The organism is Carboxylicivirga marina (assembly GCF_016612505.1).
GTDB classification, from domain to species: domain Bacteria; phylum Bacteroidota; class Bacteroidia; order Bacteroidales; family Marinilabiliaceae; genus Carboxylicivirga; species Carboxylicivirga marina.
In genome coordinates, this window is sequence record NZ_JAENRR010000016.1 from 23,240 (window position 1) to 41,537 (window position 18,298).

Here is an 18,298-nt window from a genome sequence, read left to right on the forward strand (position 1 = left end):
TTAGACGATTTCCATAACAAAAATGTTGCCAATTATTATTTTGGCAGATGAACATTAAACGTCGTTCCTTCGCCAACTGTGCTTGCACAATTAATGGAGCCACTAATGTTATCGAGGTAACGTTTTACGATGTACAATCCAAGGCCTGATGATGCTGTGCCTGGCTTATTACTCGCTTGTACTTTTTTGTATTTGGTAAATAAATCCGGGATAAGGGATTCTTCAATTCCGGGACCCTCATCACCGATGCTTATGCTTACATCCTCATCTTCAGAAGAGATGGTAATGGTTATATTCGATTCGTCTGGTGAAAACTTAATAGCATTTGAAAGAAGGTTTGATAATATCTTCTCTAATATCGTATAGTCAGACTCTACGATTACCTCACTAATTTCCCATTGGATATTTATTTCTCTTTCGGTCAGTGTATTTGTGTATTGAGCCGCCACTTCCTGCATCAGCTTCGATACTGGAAATTGACTTTTGTTAATGGCAAATGTGCTTTTTTCGAGTCGCTTAATCTCACTTACCTGATTCACCATTTCTTTAATTTGCCATAAGGCGTCAAACACATACTGTAATGCTTCATCTTTTTCCGCTTCTTCAATATTGTCCTCATTTTTAAGGCTACTGATTAAGGCTACAGATGATGTAATTGGTCGCTCAATCTCCTTTGTAAAGAGTGAGATTAGGTGGTTGTTTTCCTGATTTAATCGGTCAACATCACTTTGTTGCTTCAGTATCAGCTGATTTTGCTCAAAAGCATTCTTGTTAATCTCTTCAAGCGATAGTTGTTGCTCTTCTAATCTGCTGAAAGCATTGGCATTCTCCCAGGCAATACTGGTGTATATGCTAATATTGCGCATGAAATTCAGGTGATACGAACTGTAGGCTTTTTTATCAGCGCTTTGAACAGTAATAACCCCAAAAGGAGCGCCATTGACTTTAAGAGGAATGTAGATTATTGACTGACTGTTAATATCACCTGGAACAGGACGTATCTCTTGCACATAGTTCTTATACTCATTGTCAAAGTCGTTGATAAATATTTCCTTATCCTTGATTAGGCTATGTATCGCCAGCCGTTCAACATCATCAAGCGGGAAGGTTAAAAAAGGCATTCGCTCACCTTTTAAGATAACATTGTTAAAGTCAAGTGAGTTGGTCTTTTGTACATAAAGCCCTACGCCAAACAAGTAGGTATCCATAATCTCACTCGCTGCCTTATATACCAGATCAAATATACTGTCAGTTGACAAATTGGCAGTCAGAATTTTGCCTATCTCTGTCAGTTTCTCTAAATCAGTCAGTGAACTGGAAATGGATTTTGCTTGTTTCTCAATTTTACTATTCTGTTGTTTTAGCTTCTCATTTTGAAGCGAAATCTCTTTCTTCTGAAGGTTAATCTCTTTTGTTTTAGAACTGATTAACGTTTCCAGTTCAAAGCGAAGCGCTTTTGTTCGCTGTTGCCACGAAATAATTAATGCAGCAAGAAGTCCCATTATCAACACAATAATGAGTGCCCTAAAGGAAGTTGTTCGATACCATTCCGGATGGATGCTGAATTCATAAATAGCACCCTCTTCATTCCAGATATTGCTATTGTTGGCAGCACTTACTCTAAAGGTATAATCGCCTGAAGGTAAAGATGGATAAGCTACTGTGTTGCTTGAGCCTTCTATCCATTCTGTTTCAATTGGTTCAAGTCGCCATCGGTATTTAATCTTTTCAGGAACAGAATAACAAAGTGCATCAAATGTAAATGAGATATTACTGTCAGAACTTGAGAGGTTTAACCTGTCAGGAATGCCAAACCATGGTACAATAGAGTCAAAAGCACTTGTGTATTCCTTCGATTGCCAGTCAGGACGTTTGTATGACAATTCAATATCTCTGATGTAAATATTAGGCGCTAAAAAATTTGTGCGTTTTTCCATTGGGTTGTATCGCATTGCCCCTTTTATGGTGCCAAACCATAAATGCCCTTCATTGTCAAGCAAATTGGCAGTGCCATTATTTTCTATCCCAATAAATCCATCGTGCTTGTCGTAATGGATTACATCAATAACACTTCCAGAAGTGGAAATACTTATTTTATCGATACCATTTTGAGCACCGGCAAATACATTTCCATCTATATCTGAAATGACTGAATAGATATTGTCGCTCGACAATCCTTTTTCAGTATCAAATACTTTCCAGTTTTCTCCATCATACCTAATTAAGCCGTTTGTGTATGTGGCAAACCAAATGTTTCCGGCTTTATCTTCGGTACTTTGTAAGATATATGAAGACGCAATTTGTTGTCCTTCGGTAAATTGACTAAACTTTCCCTTGTCATACAATGTAATGCCTCTGCCTGATGAAAGCCATAATCGGTTTTTACTATCAGAATAAATATGAAAGATGGTATTATCCTGCATATTTGAGTTATAGGTGTTGTAGAATGTTGCTTTCCCTTTGTGGCTTTTAATAATCCCATGTTTGTAGGTGGCAAAAAAGAAAGTGTCTTTCTGAACAACAATATCACTGATTGGCTGATCCTTTTTCCATCCGTATTGTTCATTAACCGGATGCATTTTCGAGCCATTAAATTCCCACAGGCCATTCATTGTCGCCATTAGAATGTTGCCATTACTAAGCTCATAAAATTCTTTGATGGCTGCTAAATCTGGTAATTTATTGTTTGGGTACTGTTTAATCGTTTGGTTTTTTAAGGTGTTAAAACCACCTTCGCTATCGGCTAAATAATAGGTGCCTTTAGAATCCTGATAGATGGAACGAATAATATCATCGGTTAAACCATTGCTTCGATTTAACGATACAAATAAATTACCACTATACCTTACTAATCCCGCACCGAGCGTACCGAGCCAAATGTTCCCTTCGGCATCTTGCAAGATGTTAAATACCATGTTAATTGGCAGGCCGTTATTTTTATTGAAATGTTGCCACCCCTCTTTTTTGCTGAATTTGGCAACTCCTCCATTTTCTAATATGAACCAATAGGTGCCTTCTCTATCTTGAAAGCCTTTAAAAATAACTGATTGGGCTATTTCATCGGGCACTTTAATGACTTTATCGCCTTTGCCATCGATGTGAATAATTAACTGATGCTCATCACCTGGCCCCATTAGCGAAAGCCAAAGGTGGTTGTTCCTATCTCTAAATAAAGGATAGCGAAATACGCGCTTATCTTTAGCTATAAGGCCATTGTCATAAGGTTCTAATGTATTGTTTTGTAATATCAGAAGTTGCTTTGATGTGGCGAGTAACAAACCATTTTTACTGTCAGGTAATATTTTATAGATGGGACCTTTTTCGATTAGTTGCTCTTTGAGTGATTCGGTCATATCGATCACTTTAGAGTGTTCTACTTTATAGAGGCGTCGTTCACCAGAAATCATCCGGGCAAGACACCAGATACTGCCGTCAAGAGTTTCGCAAAAAGTAACATTATCGGTAAAAATGGTAGTATCCGATGAAAGAACAGGATTGAACTTTAATCCATCGTATCGTTGAATGCCTTTGGGGTTAGCAACCCATAAGTTGTAGTCACTATCATGGATGATGCCCAATATGATATTATCAAATAAACCATCCTTTTTGGTATATACCTCAAAATTTTTACCGTTGAAGCGACACAGTCCACCACCATTTGTCCCCACCCATAAGTAGCCAAACTGGTCTTCAGCCATAGAAGCAACTTCCGACTGCGGCAACCCTTCTTCCAAAGAGTACTGCTTAAAGTGGAAATGTTGTGCTTCACTAAATTGAAAAACCAGCCAAAATATTAGTGTGATTATTAAGGACTGTCTCATGGGTTTGTTATTACCTGATAAATATACCGTTTTACTATAAGCTTCACAAATGACTTTTATTAATTAGCTATTAATTGCCTGGAAATGCAATATTGTTGTTAATTAATACTTTAGAAGCGGAAATAGATAAAAGGCAGTAAGGTGCTTTGGTGAAGCGTATAGATTAAATATAGCGTGATAGATGTAAATATGATTTTAACTAACAAGGGGGCCTTAATGAATCGAATTTTACTTCTCTTAAGGAAACGTTCGGGTAACCAATGTAACAAGTAACCTATCAGAAGTAAGGCTAAAAGATATGGTATTGAACTTAGAACAGCCCACATGCTAAAAGGCATAAAGGCACGATGAATACGATCGAGAATAATCTGCAGGTTATGCAAAGAATCAACCCTGAAAATAATCCATGTAAAGGCCACGAAGTTAAAAGTGATAAACCATCCGATGGGTTTTAATAGGAGATAATCCTTTTTTATGAATCCGTTAATCAGGCGATTCATCATTAAGCCAAAACCGTGCAATCCACCCCAAACAATGTATTTTAAGGCTGCGCCATGCCATAGCCCACCTAATAACATTGTTAGCATAAGGTTGATAAGAGTTCTTAAATTTCCTTTTCGATTTCCTCCTAATGGGATATATAAGTAATCGCGCAACCAACTTGATAAGCTCATGTGCCAGCGCCTCCAGAAGTCGGATAATGATATGGCTTTATAAGGGTGGTTAAAGTTTTTGGGCAGGCGGAAGCCTAATAATAATGCTACACCAAGAGCAATGTCGGTATAGCCAGAAAAGTCGCAGTAGATCTGAAGTGTATAGGCATAAATGGCAAGTATTATTTCAAAACCTGAATACGAAATAGGGTGCTCAAAAACTCTGTCGACCAGATTAACTGACAGGAAATCGGAAATCAGCATCTTTTTAAATAGGCCGCCTATAATTAAAAGGATTGACCACCAAATCCATTTTTCTGATAATACCAATTGTTTGTATATCTGAGGGATAAAATGTTTGGCTCTTACAATTGGACCGGCAATTAACTGAGGAAAAAAGGATACGTAAAAGCCAAAATCGACGATGTTAGTTACCGGTTTTAACTCTTTGCGATAAACATCAATGGTGTAACTGATGGTTTGAAAGGTAAAAAATGAGATGCCGACAGGTAGAATTATCTTATCGATATTAAAACTGGTTCCAAAAAGATTATTTGAAAAAGCTGCAAGAAAATCATAGGTCTTTATGTCGGTAGCGTAAAACTGTTCAAAAACATCAATCAGAAAATAGGTGTATTTGAAATAGCCCAGTACCCCCAAGTTGATGATTAAACTTATTCCTACTAATAATCGCCGGATTGCTTTTCTTGAATTATAGTGTAAGGCTCTGCCGATGCTGTAATCAACAATGGTAGATATAATTAATAGACTAAAAAAGTAACCTCCGGTCTTATAGTAAAAGAATAGGCTGGCCATCAGGAGGAAAGCAATGCGAACAATTCTTTTTTTGTAAAGTATAAAGTTAAATATCAGAATGGCACCAAAGAATAGCCAAAACCCTATGTGTGTAAATAGGAAAATATCGGATTGTGCCAGCAACTCTTTTATAAACTCAATCATAATTGTGGCGTTTGAGTAAATAAAATAGAATCGACATACTGTAGCTGCTCCATCTGTTTCCAAAGTGCAGTGGTTAATAAATTAGCAGCCTGCTTACCACCTTTACGTGATAGGTGAATGTAATCAGTTAAAGCCCATGGTGGATTTTTCTGGCTCCATTCAATGATTGAGCCTTTGCCACCCATCGCTTCATAAAGATCAAAGAATGCAAAGCCATATTCCAAGGCTATCTCTTTCTGTGCATCTCTAATACGATGAAGGTGAGCGTATGATTCAAGTTGACCATTGTTGACATGCGCTGCATCTGAGAGGCCAATGATGATAACCGGAGTATTTGGTAAATAGGTTTTTAACAGGTCAAATTGCTTTGCCATTTGTACTTTATAGAAATGATAATTAGGCGCAACGGTTGGGATAATGTTGGTGCCAAACTGAAAAAAGACCATGCCAATATCCAGGTGCTCGCCCATTGCTTTGAATAAGTCACCATCAGTGCGATGAAGCAAGGGGGTACTTTGCCCACGCAATGCAATGTTATCAACCGAAACACCCGATGTACTATCTAATGCACAACCAAGAATATGAGTGTCGCCATTACTAAATAGCTCAAACTTTAAGGTGGGCGATAGCTGTTCAAATTCCCAGTTTATCTCTGTCAGATTTTTCGATGGAGCAATAGAATCATTAATGACCTCTGTGTTTTTGATGTTTCCCTTGATGATTAAAGTATCGACATGTGGTGCGATAAATAGTCGAACTTTTTGATAGTGGGAGGCATGCTTCTCGGCCCATGGGGATGCGCTTATTTTAAATTGGCCATTGGAATTGGCCTGAAGTGTGGCAGTTTGCCCCATTAGACCATAGGTTTTACTAGGCAGACGATACCGACGGTTATAGATGCTATTAATTTTCCAATGACCTTTACTGTCGAGCCATACCGAAGGATTAATGTGCTGTGGGTCATATATAGTTGTAAGACCAGGTCCACTTCCTCCAAAACGACTTTGAAAGGATTCACGAATATAGGCTGTAATTCTGTCGCCTTCAATTTGAGAATCGCCATAATGCAATATCCGGATGTTTCGCTTTGTTTCAGCTGAGGACAATAGTTGTTGGTGCAAATTATCAAGCTGTTGAAGAAAGACTGTTGGGCAATTCAAATGTGCGATGGTAATGATCGTATCTTTCAATTCTACCTGGGGAGGAATAGTTATTGTGTCAGTGTTTTCTTCCAAAATGAGAGCTGTGCTATCGACATCTTTAATATCAATAGGATCTGCCGTAGGTAATTGCCATTGGGCTGGCGTAAAAGGGAATGTGACGTATTTAGTTAAAACCAAAGTCAGCCCTGCTATCATTACAAAATAGATAAGTATGCGAAGCTGTTGGTTCATAGATTGTTGAAATTTAATTGTAAAATAAACAATATTCATATAATAAACGGAACAAGGGGTGAATATTACTTGTGTAATACTCACCCCTTGGTTTACTATCTTAACGCTTCTTTATGATTTTGGTCTTATTTTTAATTTCTGCCCAACCCATAGTTTTGATGACTCACTTAAGCCATTCAGGCTCATGATATTTTTATTTGAGATGCCAGGGTATTTCTTAGCAATAGTCCAGAGATTGTCACCAGAGCGAACTGTGTAATATTCGTAATTCGAATCAATTGGCTCATTCTTTTTGGGAGCAGCACTGTTTGATGTTACTGTTTTACTGCTCAATTTTTGTTTTTGAGCATACGACATATCATTGATCGCACTGTAATATTCTGTTTTGTCCTTTGGTACATATACCTTAAGCTTTTGTCCAACCCGAATCACATTTCGTCTGACATTGTTCCAGTACCTCAGGTCAGAAGTGCGAACATCATACCAATCAGCAATTAGTCCAACTGCATCACCCGATTTAACGGTATAGTATACAGTGGCTTTGTTTTTAGGCGTATCAGGTGAATAGGCGGTGTATTGTGGTTTAACGGTTGACTTACCATTAACAAAATAAGTGTCGCGCTTATGTGCATAAATGCTATCCTCAATAGCTGCAAAGTCCGATGCATCATTAATGGTCAGGCGTAAAGCATAATTAGTACCTGCTGGAATAAGATCTTTACGGTACTGAGGATTTAATGTACGCAAGTAATCAACTTTAACATCCAGCATCTCGGCTACCTGCTTGAAGTGTAAAGGCTGATTAATGGCAATGGTATCAGTTACAACTGGCAGTGTATTAGGGTTTGCATATAAGTTATGCTCTTTGGCATACATAAATGAATAGGTAGCAGCGATAAAAGCGGGCACATAACCACGTGTTTCGCGCGGAAGGTGATAGTATATCTTCCAGAAATCGCGATGACCACCCGAACGACGAATAGCTTTGTTGACGTTTCCAGGGCCACAGTTATAAGCTGCAATTACCAGAAACCAATCTTTGTATATCGCATATAAATCATCTAGGAAGTCAATGGCAGCTACGGTCGATTTGTATGGGTCACGTCGTTCATCCACATATGAATTAATGGTTAATCCGTATTGTTTGCCCGTGTAATACATAAATTGCCACAGACCAGATGCACCTGCTCTTGAATAGGCTTTAGGGTTTAAAGCTGATTCAATGATGGGCAGATATTTAAGTTCCATCGGCATTTGGCGCGCATCCAGCTCTTGCTCAAACATCGGGAAGTAATATTCCGATAATCCCAGCATGTTTTGAACCAGTTCGCGACGACGAATCGTATATAATTCGATGTGGCCTCTTACTATTGAGTTATAGGTGTAAGGCATTGGCGAGCTAATGGCTTCAATGCGTTTGATATATACCGAATCGGGTAGTTTTCCGACTGTTGTACCTTCAGGAATAGAATCCAAAATGATATTATCAGCTGTTTTTTTAATGTACCACTGATTAACAAGGCTATCAAGGCATTCTTCCAAATAAGGAGGCGTATCTATTTCGGGGAGCGAATCAATATCACTTTGTGCATTTGTAACAAATCCAACAACTACCATACAGGCTATTAAAGCCAGCTCTTTCACCTTTTGCATAAAATCACTAAAATTTAAGTTTCAACTGAAGGCCAACACCTGCGAAGTCTCCGGGCATTGGTGCCATCATAGACGGCTGTACAGCCATTGATAAATCATCACTAATATCAAAATTGTAGAAGTGGGCATCTACTGCGGCATCCACTATTTGTATAACATAAATACCTATCATACCAATGTAACTTAAGTCACGATAACGACGGTAATATTGCTTTTTGCTGTTAAGGGCTTCTTCAAACCACTGTTCGTATTCGCCATATATCTGCTCCTCACTAAGCCCTGGAGGGATAAATTCTAAATAACTTTTATTGGCAGGGTCCCGAATAATAAAATCGCGGTAAGCAGATTTGTACTTGTTGTAATATTTAGTATTGAAGCTAATACCATATGCAACACCACCAATACCAGCATATAATAATGGTATTTTCCAGTATTTTTTATTGTAGGCCTGACCTAAGCCGGGCAATATAGCGGCATAAAAAGAAGCCTTGTGCGGCGAATGCTTTTTTTCCACCACTGGCGTTTCAATAATCTCGCCTTGTATTAATGCCGTATCACCCTGTGAGATAAAGGCGTCTGTTTGTTGTGCTTTGAGTGAGAATGAGAAAGTCATAAACACTAAAAAGCACCACAGCCATTTGTAATATTGTTTTGTTGTGGTCAAATCGTCTTTTCTTTTAAGCAAATAAAAAGCTATTATTTAGCTTTATCCAGAATGCTTATAATTTTTTCCAAGTCATCGTCAGAGCCAAAAGGAATAACAATTTTTCCTTTCCCATTGTCTGTGCGAGAGAATTGGATGTTCGTTCTAAAGAACGTAGACAACTGAGATTTCAATGCCTCGTATTCTTCAGGTAGATTTTTTTTCGATTTGGAAGGTTTTTTTTCATCGACACCATTGTTTAAATCACGTACCATTTGCTCAACTTTACGAACAGATAGGTCATTTTTAACGGTTTCGTCAAATATCATCAATTGAGCTTTGGGGTCTTCAACGCTAATAATAGCGCGCGCATGCCCCATGCCAATTTGTTTTTCAACAAGGCCTAATTGTACCTCAGCCGGAAGTTTTAGTAAGCGCAGGTAGTTGGCAATTGTAGAGCGTTTCTTTCCAACACGCTCCGACATACTTTCCTGGGTAAGCTTACATTCTTCAATTAAGCGTTGGTAACTAATCGCTACTTCGATGGGGTCAAGGTCTTCACGCTGAATATTTTCAACCAAAGCCATCTCCAGCATGGTGTCATCGTCAGCTGTTCTTACATATGCCGGAATCTTTGTAAGGCCTGCAAGTTTCGATGCTCTGTAACGACGTTCACCAGCAATTAGCTGGTATTTGTCCGGACCAATTCTTCGAAGTGTTAATGGCTGAACAATACCAATTTGCTTAATAGATTCGGATAACTCATTTAAACGCTCCTGATCAAATTTGGTACGTGGCTGCCATGGGTTAACTTCAATTTTTGCAATATCAATTTCGTTAATTGATGCAGCAGGTTTGGTTTCTCTTTTTTGAGTTACCTCATCAGCATTTTCAATTAATGCACCCAATCCACGTCCTAAAGCGTTTTTTCTTGCCATCTTTTATCTATCGTTTGTTCTAATCTATTATTTATCTGTCTGATAAGTAGTTTATTTCTTTTCTGACAGGTTGTTTTTCTTTAAAAGTTCGCGTGCTAAGTTAAGATAATTAACCGCACCTTTTGATGTAGCATCGTACATTACTACTGCTTTACCATAACTTGGCGCCTCACTTAGCTTAATGTTACGTGATACCAATGTTTCAAATACCATATCCTGGAAATGACGCTGTACTTCCTCTACTACCTGATTCGACAGGTTTAAGCGAGAATCGTACATGGTTAATAGGAAACCTTCAATCTCCAATTCAGGATTTAATCGGCTTTGAATTATTTTTACAGTGTTTAATAATTTACCTAATCCTTCTAAGGCAAAGTACTCACATTGAACAGGAATAATAACCGAGTCGGCAGCTGTTAGTGCGTTAACGGTAATCAATCCTAGCGACGGTGAACAGTCAATCAGGATGAAATCATATTGGTCGCGCACTTGTTCAAGCACCTTGCTTAATACTTTCTCTCTCTCAGGCAGATTAAGCATTTCAATTTCGGCACCTACCAAATCAATGTGCGATGGTAATACGTGCAAATGCTCTATTTCGGTCTGAAGAGTGGCTTCCCTGGGATCAGTGCCATCAATAATACATTCGTATATACTGTTCTCAACTTCTCTTAAATCAAAACCAAGTCCTGATGTGGCATTTGCCTGAGGATCTGCGTCAACGATTAGAACGTTATATTCTAATACAGCTAAGCTTGCAGCCAGGTTAATTGCTGTAGTTGTTTTTCCAACGCCTCCTTTTTGGTTTGCCAGAGCTATGATTTTCGCCATATTATGGTGTTTTTTAGTATTGAAGTTAAGGGCTACAAAATGGTTATTTATTTTCTGAAAGCCAAAGTTAAAATTTTCTCAAATATATAGGCTAGCTACGCAGAAAAATACCTGATGTTTCAATTTTTTTCTAGTAATCAATTAGTCAACTTAATAAAGCACTCCTCCAATAACTCCTGTTTGTCAATTGGCACAACACCCGGATGTTCACAAACCAATCCTCCTGCCATATTGGCTATGCCGGCTACCAGTTTAGATTCCAAAGCCGATGCTAAACAGAGGGCACTCACACTAATAACAGTGTCGCCAGCTCCCGAAACATCAGCTATGTCACGCACTTCAGCAGGTATGAAATGATGTTCTTTATTGTTGATTATCATCACACCTTTTTCAGCCATGGTAACCATAAAATTGCGGATGCCCTGTTCTGAAATAAATTGTTTGGTAGCGTTCAGCATGCCTTCTTTATCGTCACTGCTAACATCAACTTTTGCTCCCTCTCTAAATTCCTTTAAGTTAGGTTTGAAGAATGTGACACCTTTGTAGTCAAGGAAGTTTCGTTTTTTAGGATCGACCAATGTTGGGATGCCTTTATTTTGTGCTAATTCAACAGTTTTTAGAATTGAAGCAGGTGTTAATACCCCTTTGTCGTAATCTTCAAAGATGATGGCGTCTATTTTATAGGTATTCAGTAAGTCTTCAATGTGGGCCTGAAGTTTCTTTTCTAGAACACTATCTAAAGGTGTGTTTTCTTCTTCGTCGATACGTAATAAGTGTTGGTTTTGACTGATAATACGAGTCTTAACCGTTGTCTTACGCTGACTGGCAGAGACGATGCCTTGAGAAGGTAAATTATTCTCTTCTAACAAGTTTTTAAAAATATCACCTGCTTCATCGTTAGCAATAACCGAGCATAGAATCGGTGTGGCTCCTAATGATTGAATGTTTAAGGCTACATTGGCAGCTCCTCCTAGTCGGTTTTCACGACCAGTAGTGGCAATGATGGGCACCGGAGCTTCTGGCGAAATGCGATTGACATCTCCCCATAGGTACGAATCAACCATTACATCTCCAATAATTAATATGTGCATATCGTCAAATGCATCAAAAACCTGAGTCAGCTCCTTTCTTGTCATGCCTTTTAATTTTGCAGCAAAGATAGAAAATTGAAAGTCTTGATGAAAGAACTGTGATTAGCCTTGTTTTAAATCAAGCTTAAGGGCTTGAATTGCGTTCCAACAATTGATTTATAATCGCTTTTCAGCCAGTCATGTATCACCGATGAGTATATTGTGCGGAAATCAACAGAATGCAGGAGGTCGTTGTCTTCGCTCAGCTGTAAATTGCTTATTGGATTGTAAAAACCCGGGTTGGCTAATCGTCCGCCCAATAACCATACATTATTTGCTTTACCATGGTCGGTTCCTTTACTGCCGTTCTCAGAGATGCGCCTGCCAAATTCTGAGAATACAAGGATAAGGGTGTTGTGCCATGAATTGGATTGTTGTAAGTCTTTTTTTAAAGCAGCCAGGCTTTCATCTAACTGTGTGAGTAATTGTTGTTGTCGTGTATTTTGATTGGTGTGGGTATCAAATCCACCCATTTCAGTGTAATAAATCTGCGTTTCAGTGTTTGAACCAATTAATGAAGCAATCATTTTTAACGATTGTGCCAATTTGTGTTTGGGATACTCTGTTTTAGTTGAATAGGTTTTTGAAGTGTTGAAAATATACTCGGTAGATTGCTGTGTTTGTGTCAATGTTTTATATAGATAGGCCAACTCGCCTGTTTTATCGTTTGTTGATGCACTTAGTTCATGTATGAAACTTTCGTTGCTAATGGTGTATAATTGGCGTGCATCGGTAAAAGCCATACCCAGACTTTTTTCACCTTTTAAGGCTAATGAGAGTTGAGTGCCCGACTGAATAGCATCATGAGGTGATTGACACTCCGCATCGAGATATCGCCCCAGCCAACCGTGCTGCAAGTATTCTTGTGAATCGCTGGCGCTTAGCCAAATATCACTTGCTCTAAAATGTGATTTGTTTTGATTAGGGTAGCCCACCTGATTAACAATACTTACTTCACCCTTTTCAAACATCTGAGCAAGATTCTGTAATGATGGGTGAAAGCCTGTCTCATCATTCACCTTTAAAAGTTTATTCTTTGCCAGTGATATGGATGGTCTGTTTTTATAATAATCATCTGAACGATAGGGGGTGATGGTGTTGAGCCCATCATTACCTCCTGCCAGCTGAATAATAATTAGCTTGTTTTGATTGAGATTTAGCGAACGCTTGTTAAATGCTTGCAAGAAACCTGGGAGCATCAGTGTTGTTCCTGCTATCGCACTTTTATGTAAAAATTCTCTTCTTTTCATCTTATTGTATTTGCAGCTTAACACATTTGGTATTCGGGCAACGACATTAATTTCAACAGGTAGTTTTGTTTGTTGTTGCTATTGAGCATTTGTAGCGCTGTGGCATCCGGTGTTTTACCAATAGTAATGATATGTAGCTCTTTTTTGGAAAGTGAATCAAGCCGCTGGTTTAAGCTTTCCCAATCAATGTTGGCCTTTAAATAATCACGTTTGCGCTTTTTGGTCATTTGATTCTCTTCCATTGGTAGTTCCGAATCAATTGAACCACCATTAAATAAGAGTGATGGTAATCGCAATCTGAACATCAAAGTATTACTGTCAATCCAGCTTCTTCCACCAGGCCAGCCTGCTACGTTTGGTGGCTGAAGCAAGGTTTGCCCCATAATGCGTTGCAGTGCTAGCAATCGTTTTGGTTTATCCATGCTAAAAGGAACGATGTACTGCATACCACACAGTAATTCAATGGGTGATTTGATTTTACTGGCCATATACTCATCATGATAAAACCATTTTGATTGAAATAAGTGGCGCATGAGCTTTTCAATGTCGTAGTCAGTGTAAAAAACCTCAGTGAGTTCATTGATGTGTTTCTGATTTGGCGTATCACTAACAAAATGCTTAAACACGCGTGAGCAGATGTATCGTGCACATTCTTTCTTTTCTAAAATAATTCGAATGATATCATCCCCATTGAAATCTCCTTTTTGCCCCAGGAATTTTTTGCTTCCATAATCGTGCTGGCGTTGTGCTTCAATAAACTCACCTTCAGGAGTGAATCGCCAACCCGTAAATGCCCTGGCCGCTTCTTTTATATCACCTTCGGTATACAATACATCGCGCCCTAATGTGAATAGTTCCATTAGCTCGCGTGCAAAGTTTTCGTTGGGCTTTTGTTTCTTGTTTTTGTTGTTGTCTAAATAGTTAAGCATGCTGGCTTCTTTCGAAATAGCAGTGACTAAATCTTTTAAGTGGCCGAGAGCATTTGTTCTTAGCACATTATTAAAGGATTCAGTGAATCGGATATTTTTGCTTGAGACAACAAAGAGGTTGGACCAAAAGAAAACCATACGCTCTCTCAAGAAATTGGGGCTTGTAGCCATTCGCTCGTACCATGCCAGATTGTATTCAATTATTTTTTCCCGGTTTAGCTTTTGATACTTCCGCTTTTCTTGTTCATTGAGATTTCTGATTTCCTGATTGCTAAGTTTGGGGTAGGTGATGTTTAGCGGGATTGATTTATTATGATTGACGAAGAGATGATCAATAATTTTTTGTTTAGATTCTTTGGCTTGGCTAAGACTATTAATATCAACGCCAAAGCCTGCTCTGCGCATTAAATGACAATACTCTTCTATTTTCATAAGGCAAGTCGATTACAACAAAAATCAATATTTATCGTACTTTATTTATACACACCCAAACGAATAAAATTCTATTAAATGGTAAAATACCAAAAAAAAGCCAGTATTGTTATTGGCTGTATCTTAATTATGTGCCTTAGTTGTACCACTAATCAATTTAGCACTAACAATGAAGCGCAACTACACCAATTAAAAGATGGTTCGATAGTCGTACTGAATAAACATTCAGCCGTACAATGCAATATCAATGATGAGAAACGCATTATTGTGCTAAAAGGTGAAGCTTTTTTTAAGGTGAGAAAATTAGATGTGCCTTTTGAAGTGCATACACCAACTGGCGTTATAAAAGTTCTTGGCACCTCTTTTAATGTATCGGCATCGGAAGAGGAATTAGGAGTGGAGGTGGATGAAGGTATGGTGAATGTTGAAACTGTTAAAGGTAATAAGCGCCTGCGACGTGGAGAGAAGCTCTTTTATGATGATGTGAAGCAAGTACTAAAAAAAGGACAAGCAGAATTTAAGCATCATATCTGGACGGATGCCTTTAAGAATGACATGCATAAGTTGTATAAGGAAATTGAAAAAGGCGGCAAGCAACTAGGCAAAGAAATTGAAAATATCAGGAGAGAATTGAAGATAAAGCTCTAATTTTTATTCAATGCTTTTTTTATCGAGTAGGCTTAATACCTGCTCTTTGTAGTTGCGTCCAATGGGTACGTTTGCTCCAGAAATGTTGAGGTTACCACTGGTATAGCTTTCAATTTTATCGATGGCGATAAGATACGATCGATGAACGCGAAGGAAGTGAGTCTCGGGTAATTTTTCCTCGATATTACTGATGGTATTCATGGTTTTAACTTCTCGGCCATCGTTAAGGTATATAGAAACGTAGTTGCGAAGGCTTTCGATATGTGTGATGTCCTGAAGGACTACTTTTACCATCATTTTATCTGATTTCACAAAGATAAAAGCCTCATTAAAGGTGTCGTTTGATGTGCTTTGCGGAATCTCCGTTTGTTGATGATTTTTGAAATAACGGTTTACAGCCTTGATAAATCGTTCGAATGAGATAGGTTTAATAAGATAATCCAGAGCTTCCAATTCAAAACCTTCTAAAGCATACTCGGAATAGGCTGTGGTAAATATCACTTCGGGTCGATGACTTAAGTTGCGAATGAGTTGTAAACCTGTTAGTCCAGGCATTTGTATGTCAAGAAAAAGCAGGTCAATCTCTTGTTCGTTGAGTATGTGCATGGCTTCAACGGCGCTATTGCAGGTGGTAACCAGATGCAGGTTATCCAGACGACTGATGTATTCCGAAATAACATCTACCGCTAAGGCTTCATCATCAACAACAAGGCATTTTACCGCTTTCATAATTGTTCTTTTAATTTTAGTTTTAACACAACCTGATGCGAGTCTGTCGATGACTCTATTTTCAACTCATGATTATTAGGATACATTAAATTAAGTCGTCTTTTAACATTTTGCAAACCAATTCCGCTGGCAGCCGGTGATTCGGTGATTTCTTCGGGCATGCTGTTTTCAACTTTTAATACAAAGTCATTTTCTTTAATTCCCATTTCAATGGTTATCCAGGCTTGCCCATTGAAACCGCGTGTACTATGCTTAAAACTGTTTTCTAAAAATGGTAAAATAAGCATGGGTGCAATGGCCTGGCCTGTTTGTTCGCCCCAGATATTAAGACTCAGTTCTACGCGCTTGCCATAGCGGATTTTCTCAAGTTCCAGGTAGCTTTTAATGCTTTCAATCTCCTTGTGTAACTGCACTTGTGCGGCATTGGTTTCGTAAAGCATGTAGCGCAACAGGTCGGAGAGCTTTAAGACAACTTCCAACGATTGGTCTGACTTTTTAAGAATGAGCGAATATAAGCTGTTAAGTGTATTAAACAAGAAATGTGGTTGTACCTGATTTTTTAAAAAGGTTAGCTCTGCTTCCAGTTTGTCCTTAGCTAATATTTGCTGACGCTGTTGCACGCTCGAAATGTACTCCATCAATTTAACGGTCATTGGAATGGCCAAAACAGAACTGGTATTAACAGCACTTCTTACTATTTGCACAAAATTAAAAGTTGGTACTTTCCCCCATTCGGGAAAAAAAACATCAACAATAATAAGGTTGTCTGTTATGCGCTGTAAGGCAGCTGCCACAAATAAACTCAATACGAATAATGGAATAAATGTCCATAGTTTTTCCTGGTATAAATATTTGGGAAAGAGAAAGTAAATAACAAAATACACCAAGATGATTTTCACAGGAAGGTTAATTAATTCAACCTTTAAAGTGAGTATGTAATCATTGTCGTGAGTGCCCCAGGCAAAGGCAAAAAACAGAACAAACAACACCCAGTAGCTGATATGCTGAAACCAGCGATTATTGATGAAACGTGCTAAAAGGCTATGGTTGTTGATTATCTGCATTCGATTGTTTTGCTGGCAATTTAGGTAATTATTATCTGAACATCGCTTTTTATGGACAAACGACCAACGATGAAGGACGGACAGCTGTTTCCTGTTCGTCGTTTTAAGTTGTTGAACCTTAAATACAGTACTCTAAACTCACAACCCGAAACTTATAAGTTGACAGCCAACACTCACAAGCTATTTTGTCTTTCGTCCTTTAATCATTGTTGTTTGTCCTTAATACTTGTAATGATGATTGGGTTTGTTTTGATTTGACAATGTAAACTATCGTCATGAACTTTAGTGGAAGACAATTGGCGATGCTAATTAGAAATTTATGAGACAAGTACTCTTTTTAATCTTCTTATCAACATTTGCTTGTATGCATGCACAAAAAGTAAAGGTATCTTCTGGTAAAGTTGTGCGCCATGAATTATTTGATTCGGAATATGTTGATGCGCGAAATGTGGATGTATGGTTGCCAGAAGGGTATTGTGCCGAAAAGCAATATGCTGTTATTTATATGCACGATGGACAAATGTTGTTTGATGCCTCATCCACATGGAATAAACAAGAATGGGGTGTTGATGAGGTGATGAGTGAGTTGATGAAAACTAAGCGCATTCGTGATTGTATTGTTGTTGGCATTTGGAATAATGATGGGAAACGTAATGCTGAGTATTTTCCACAACGGGCATGGGAGATGCAATCAAAAGAAAGACAAAAAGAAATATTAAGTGATGATAAAGTTTTAAATAATCCTGCAGGAACAGAGCATGGTTTATTGGCCAATGATTACCTGCGTTTTATTGTTCGTGAATTAAAGCCGTTTATTGATGCCCACTACAGTACGAAATCCGCTAAGACGAACACCTTTATTATGGGTTCCAGCATGGGTGGTTTAATAAGTGCTTATGCTATTTGTGAGTATCCAGGCGTGTTTGGCGGTGCTATTTGCATGAGCACACACTGGCCTGCTGCCGATGGTGTGGTGCTTGCGTATATAAAAGATAACTTACCAAATCCTGATACCCACAAAATATACTTCGATTATGGCACTGCGACTCTTGATGCTTTATATGAACCATATCAGTTAAAAGTGGATAAAATGATGGTGGAGCGTGGTTATAAAAAGGAAAAAAATTTCAAGTCGGACAAGTTTGAAGGAGAACCACATACTGAAGAAGCCTGGAATAAACGCCTGCATATACCCTTAGCGTTTATGCTTAAATAAGAATAGA

The 18,298-nt window shown here is 38.4% G+C and carries 14 protein-coding genes; 2 read left to right on the forward strand and 12 right to left on the reverse strand.

The window, feature by feature from the left end; genetic code table 11:
- Nucleotides 1-35: 35 nt before the first annotated feature.
- From JIV24_RS08825 to JIV24_RS08870, 10 genes are all read right to left on the reverse strand, one after another.
- Nucleotides 36-3,821, reverse strand: coding sequence for a sensor histidine kinase (locus tag JIV24_RS08825; protein ID WP_200464666.1), 3,786 nt, complete (start codon nt 3,819-3,821; stop codon nt 36-38).
- A 110-nt stretch (nt 3,822-3,931) separates the two neighbouring features.
- Nucleotides 3,932-5,434: an MBOAT family O-acyltransferase gene (locus JIV24_RS08830; protein WP_234445765.1), complete on the reverse strand. Its 1,503-nt coding sequence runs from the start codon at nt 5,432-5,434 to the stop codon at nt 3,932-3,934.
- The gene (locus JIV24_RS08835) at nt 5,431-6,828 is read right to left on the reverse strand and encodes a GDSL-type esterase/lipase family protein (protein ID WP_200464667.1); all 1,398 of its coding nucleotides are present in this window, start codon (nt 6,826-6,828) and stop codon (nt 5,431-5,433) included. Before JIV24_RS08835 ends, JIV24_RS08830 begins: the two co-directional genes overlap by 4 nt.
- Before the next feature lie 111 nt (nt 6,829-6,939).
- On the reverse strand, nt 6,940-8,481 hold the full coding sequence (locus JIV24_RS08840) for a lytic transglycosylase domain-containing protein (RefSeq protein ID WP_200464668.1): 1,542 nt from the start codon (nt 8,479-8,481) through the stop codon (nt 6,940-6,942).
- A gap of 7 nt (nt 8,482-8,488) precedes the next feature.
- Nucleotides 8,489-9,145 (reverse strand): DUF5683 domain-containing protein, encoded by a 657-nt coding sequence (locus tag JIV24_RS08845; RefSeq protein ID WP_200464669.1) that lies wholly within the window; start codon nt 9,143-9,145, stop codon nt 8,489-8,491.
- 32 nt (nt 9,146-9,177) lie between these two features.
- The gene (locus tag JIV24_RS08850) at nt 9,178-10,062 is read right to left on the reverse strand and encodes a ParB/RepB/Spo0J family partition protein (protein ID WP_200464670.1); all 885 of its coding nucleotides are present in this window, start codon (nt 10,060-10,062) and stop codon (nt 9,178-9,180) included.
- 51 nt (nt 10,063-10,113) lie between these two features.
- Complete coding sequence (locus JIV24_RS08855) at nt 10,114-10,893, reverse strand: ParA family protein (RefSeq protein WP_200464671.1); 780 nt, start codon at nt 10,891-10,893, stop codon at nt 10,114-10,116.
- Between the two features lie 137 nt (nt 10,894-11,030).
- Entirely contained in the window at nt 11,031-12,029 is a 999-nt protein-coding gene (locus JIV24_RS08860) for a bifunctional heptose 7-phosphate kinase/heptose 1-phosphate adenyltransferase (protein ID WP_200464672.1), read from the reverse strand.
- A 68-nt stretch (nt 12,030-12,097) separates the two neighbouring features.
- Entirely contained in the window at nt 12,098-13,273 is a 1,176-nt protein-coding gene (locus JIV24_RS08865) for a DUF1501 domain-containing protein (RefSeq protein WP_200464673.1), read from the reverse strand.
- A gap of 17 nt (nt 13,274-13,290) precedes the next feature.
- Nucleotides 13,291-14,634 carry a DUF1800 domain-containing protein gene (locus JIV24_RS08870; RefSeq protein WP_200464674.1) on the reverse strand — a complete coding sequence of 448 codons (1,344 nt, stop codon included), beginning with the start codon at nt 14,632-14,634 and terminating at the stop codon, nt 13,291-13,293.
- A 78-nt stretch (nt 14,635-14,712) separates the two neighbouring features.
- On the opposite strand from JIV24_RS08870, the gene JIV24_RS08875 reads away from it, so the two are divergent.
- On the forward strand, nt 14,713-15,282 hold the full coding sequence (locus tag JIV24_RS08875) for a FecR family protein (RefSeq protein ID WP_200464675.1): 570 nt from the start codon (nt 14,713-14,715) through the stop codon (nt 15,280-15,282).
- Nucleotides 15,283-15,285: 3 nt separating this feature from the next.
- Here the strand turns inward: JIV24_RS08875 and JIV24_RS08880 are convergent, their stop codons facing one another.
- Both JIV24_RS08880 and JIV24_RS08885 read right to left on the reverse strand, forming a co-directional pair.
- Nucleotides 15,286-16,011: a LytR/AlgR family response regulator transcription factor gene (locus JIV24_RS08880; protein ID WP_200464676.1), complete on the reverse strand. Its 726-nt coding sequence runs from the start codon at nt 16,009-16,011 to the stop codon at nt 15,286-15,288.
- On the reverse strand, nt 16,008-17,075 hold the full coding sequence (locus JIV24_RS08885; RefSeq protein WP_200464677.1) for a sensor histidine kinase: 1,068 nt from the start codon (nt 17,073-17,075) through the stop codon (nt 16,008-16,010). Before JIV24_RS08885 ends, JIV24_RS08880 begins: the two co-directional genes overlap by 4 nt.
- Nucleotides 17,076-17,394: 319 nt before the next feature.
- Between JIV24_RS08885 and JIV24_RS08890 the strand changes: the two genes are divergently transcribed.
- On the forward strand, nt 17,395-18,291 hold the full coding sequence (locus JIV24_RS08890; RefSeq protein WP_200464678.1) for an alpha/beta hydrolase: 897 nt from the start codon (nt 17,395-17,397) through the stop codon (nt 18,289-18,291).
- Nucleotides 18,292-18,298: the final 7 nt, after the last annotated feature.